The following is a 3411-nucleotide window of genomic DNA, read 5'->3' as shown; positions in this document are numbered from 1 at the left end:
GCCCGGCGGTCCGCCCCTGGCGTACCGTCGGCACAGTCCAGACAGACCCCGAAGACCGGCGAGCGAAGTGAGTTCTTCCAGCAAGTCCCCCGCGTACCGCCTGGTGCGCACGCCGCCGGAGAACAGGGCGCTCCCCCGACTGGACGCAGCCCAGCGTGCCGTGGTTGAGCACGAGGGCGGCCCGCTGCTGGTGCTCGCCGGCCCCGGCACCGGCAAGACCACCACGCTCGTCGAGGCCGTCGCCGAGCGCATCCGCCGCGGCGTCGACCCCCGCCGGGTGCTGGTGCTGACCTTCGGCCGCCGGGCCGCCGGGGAACTGCGCGACCGGATGGCCGCCCGACTCGGCGGCACCGCGCCCCGTTCGGCCACGTTCCACTCCTTCTGCTACGGCCTCGTGCGGGCCCACCAGGACGCCGACCTGTTCGCCGAGCCGCTGCGGCTGCTCTCCGGACCGGAGCAGGACCTCTACATCCGGGAGCTGCTGGACGGCCAGCGGGAGCTCGCACGCCGGGGGCGTGCCGGCACCGCCTGGCCGGACGACCTGCGTGCCGCGCTGACCACCCGGGGCTTCGCGGACGAGGTGCGGGCGGTGCTCGCCCGCACCAGGGAACTCGGCCTGGGGCCCGGCGCGCTCGCCGACTTCGCCGAGCGCGCCGGCCGTCCCGACTGGCGGGCCGCCGCCTCCTTCCTCGCCGAGTACCTGGACGTCCTCGACATGCAGGGCGTCCTGGACTACGCCGAGCTCGTCCACCGCGCCGCCCTGCTCGCCGAGCGCGTCGGCCCCGAGGTGGTGCCCGACACCCTGGGCGGCTACCAGGCGATCTACGTGGACGAGTACCAGGACACCGACCCGGCGCAGGTCAGGCTGTTGCGGGCGCTGGTCGGCGAGCCGCGTGCGGGCCGTACGGTCGTCGCGTTCGGCGACCCGGACCAGTCCCTCTACACCTTCCGCGGCGCCGACGTGAACGGCATCCTCCGCTTCCCCCACACCTTCCGCCGGCCCGACGGCGGCCCCTCGCACGTCGCCGTGCTGGCCACAAGCCGCCGCGCGCCCGCCACCGTCCTGGCGGCAGGCCGCGAACTCACCCGCCGGATGCCGCTCACCCGGCTGCCCGCCGACGCCGTCCGCGCACACCGCTCCCTGACCGCCGAGCGGCCCGGCGGCCGCGTCGAGGTGTACACCTGCGCCACCCCCGGTGTCGAACGCGACACCATCGCCGACGTGCTGCGCCGCGCCCACCTGGAGGACGGCGTGCCCTGGTCGCGGATGGCGGTACTGGTACGCGCCGGCGAGTCCGCCATACCCGCGCTGCGCCGCTCCCTCACCGCCGCCGGGGTACCACTGGAGACCACCGGCGACGATCTCCCGCTGCGCCACGAACCCGCCGTGACACCACTGCTGACCGCGCTGCGCGCCGCCGCCCGCCGCGCCGCCGAGCCCGACGCGCCCTGGCTCGACACCGAGACCGCGCTCACCCTGCTCGGCTCCCCCCTCGCCGGGCTCGACGCCGCCGACCTGCGCCGCCTCGGCCGGGCGCTGCGCGAGGAGGAACGCGACGCCGGCGCAGAGGTGCCGCCGCCGTCGGACGAGCTGCTGACCCGCGCCCTGGCCGAGCCCGAACGCCTCGTCGCCCACGACCGCTCCTACGCCGCCGGCGCCCACCGGCTGGGCGAGCTGCTGCGCAAGGCCGCCGAGCTGCTCGCCGGCGGCGGCAGCGCCGAGGAGGCGCTGTGGGAGCTGTGGCAGGGCACCGACTGGCCCGACCGGCTGGAACGCGCCGCCCGCCGGGGCGGAGCCGCCGGCCGCAACGCCGACCGCGACCTGGACGCCCTGTGCACCCTCTTCGAGGTCGCCGGCCGCGCCGAGGAACGCACCGGCGGCCGCGGCGCCCTCAACCTCCTCGCGGAGCTGGAGGCCCAGGACATCGCCGCCGACACCCTCGCCGGCCGCGCGGTACGCCCCGACGCCGTCCGGCTGATGACCGCACACCGGGCCAAGGGCCTGGAGTGGCGGCTTGTTGTCGTCGCCGGGGTGCAGGAGGGCGTGTGGCCCGACCTGCGGCGCCGCGGCTCGCTGCTGGAGGCCGACCGCATAGGCCGCGACGGCCTGGCCGAACCGCTGACCCCCGCCGCGCTGCTCGCCGAGGAGCGGCGGCTCTTCTACGTCGCCGCGACCCGCGCCGGCGAACGGCTGGTGGTCACCGCGGTGAAGTCCGCGAGCGAGGACGGCGACCAGCCCTCCCGCTTCCTCGACGAGCTCGGCGTGGAGCCCAGGGACAGCACCGTCCGCCCGCTGCGGCCGCTCGCGGTCACCGCGCTGGTCGCCGAACTGCGCGCCACCACCGTCGACCCCGCCGCCTCGCCCGCGCTGCGGGCCGCCGCCGCCGACCGGCTTGCCGCCCTGGCCGAACTGCGCGACGACGACGGCCACCAGCTTGTCCCCGCCGCCCACCCGCAGCGCTGGTGGGGCCTGTACGACACCACCGCCGCGGCCGAGCCGCTGCGCGACCCCGAGCGGCCCGTCACCCTCTCCGGGAGCGCGCTGGGGCAGCTCACCGACGGCTGCTCGCTCCAGTGGTTCCTCGGCCGAGAGGTGCGCGCCGAACCGCCGCCGACCGCCGCCCAGGGCTTCGGCAACGTCGTCCACGTACTGGCCGACGAGGTCGCCTCCGGCACCACCCCCGCCGACCTGGACGTCCTGCTCGCCCGGCTCGACACCGTCTGGGACGCGCTCGCCTTCGAGGCGCCCTGGAAGTCCCGGCAGGAGAAGGAGAACGCGCGGGCGGCGCTGGAGCGCTTCCTGCGCTGGCACGTCACCGACCGGGGCGGCCGCCGCGTCGTCGCCACCGAACAGGACTTCGACGTGACGCTGGAGGCGGGCGACCACCGGGTGCGGGTGCGCGGCAGCATCGACCGGGTCGAGGAGGACGCCGCCGGCCGCGCCTACGTCGTCGACTTCAAGACCGGCGCGGGCAAGCCGACCGCCGCCGACGTCGAGCGGCACCCGCAGCTCGCCGTCTACCAGCGCGCCCTGCGGGAGCTCTCCCCGGGACGGGAGGCCGGCGGCGGGGAGCTGGTGCACCTCCGGCTGGGCGCCACCCGCAAGGAGGGCGGGGACGAGATGCCCGCCGTGCAGCGGCAGGAACCGCTGGAGCCCGCCACCGGCGCCGCCGCCCCCGACGCCGCTGACGCGGGGAACCCGGAGACGGGGGACTGGGTGGCCGGGCTGCTGGCCACGGCGGCCGGCCGGGTGCTCGACGAGCGCTTCGGGCCGGTCACCGGCCGGCAGTGCGCGAACTGCGCCTTCCGCTCCTCCTGCGGCGCCCGCCCGGAAGGCCGGCAGGTCGTCGAGTGACGGCCGGCGACGCGGCGAACGGTTACCGTCTCCGGGTGCCCGAGCTCCCCTCCCAC

1 protein-coding gene is annotated in these 3411 nt (G+C 77.1%); it reads left to right on the top strand.

Going from position 1 to position 3411, the window contains the following annotated elements; genetic code table 11:
* Positions 1-67 precede the first annotated feature (67 nt).
* Positions 68-3355: an ATP-dependent helicase gene (locus tag GL263_RS23670; RefSeq protein ID WP_323379538.1), complete on the top strand. Its 3288-nt coding sequence runs from the start codon at positions 68-70 to the stop codon at positions 3353-3355.
* Positions 3356-3411: the final 56 nt, after the last annotated feature.

Origin of the sequence: Streptomyces durbertensis (assembly GCF_014156695.1) — a bacterium.
GTDB lineage: Bacteria > Actinomycetota > Actinomycetes > Streptomycetales > Streptomycetaceae > Streptomyces > Streptomyces durbertensis.
The sequence above is the reverse complement of the archived record's forward strand: the minus strand, read 5'-3'. Positions and strand labels throughout refer to the sequence as shown.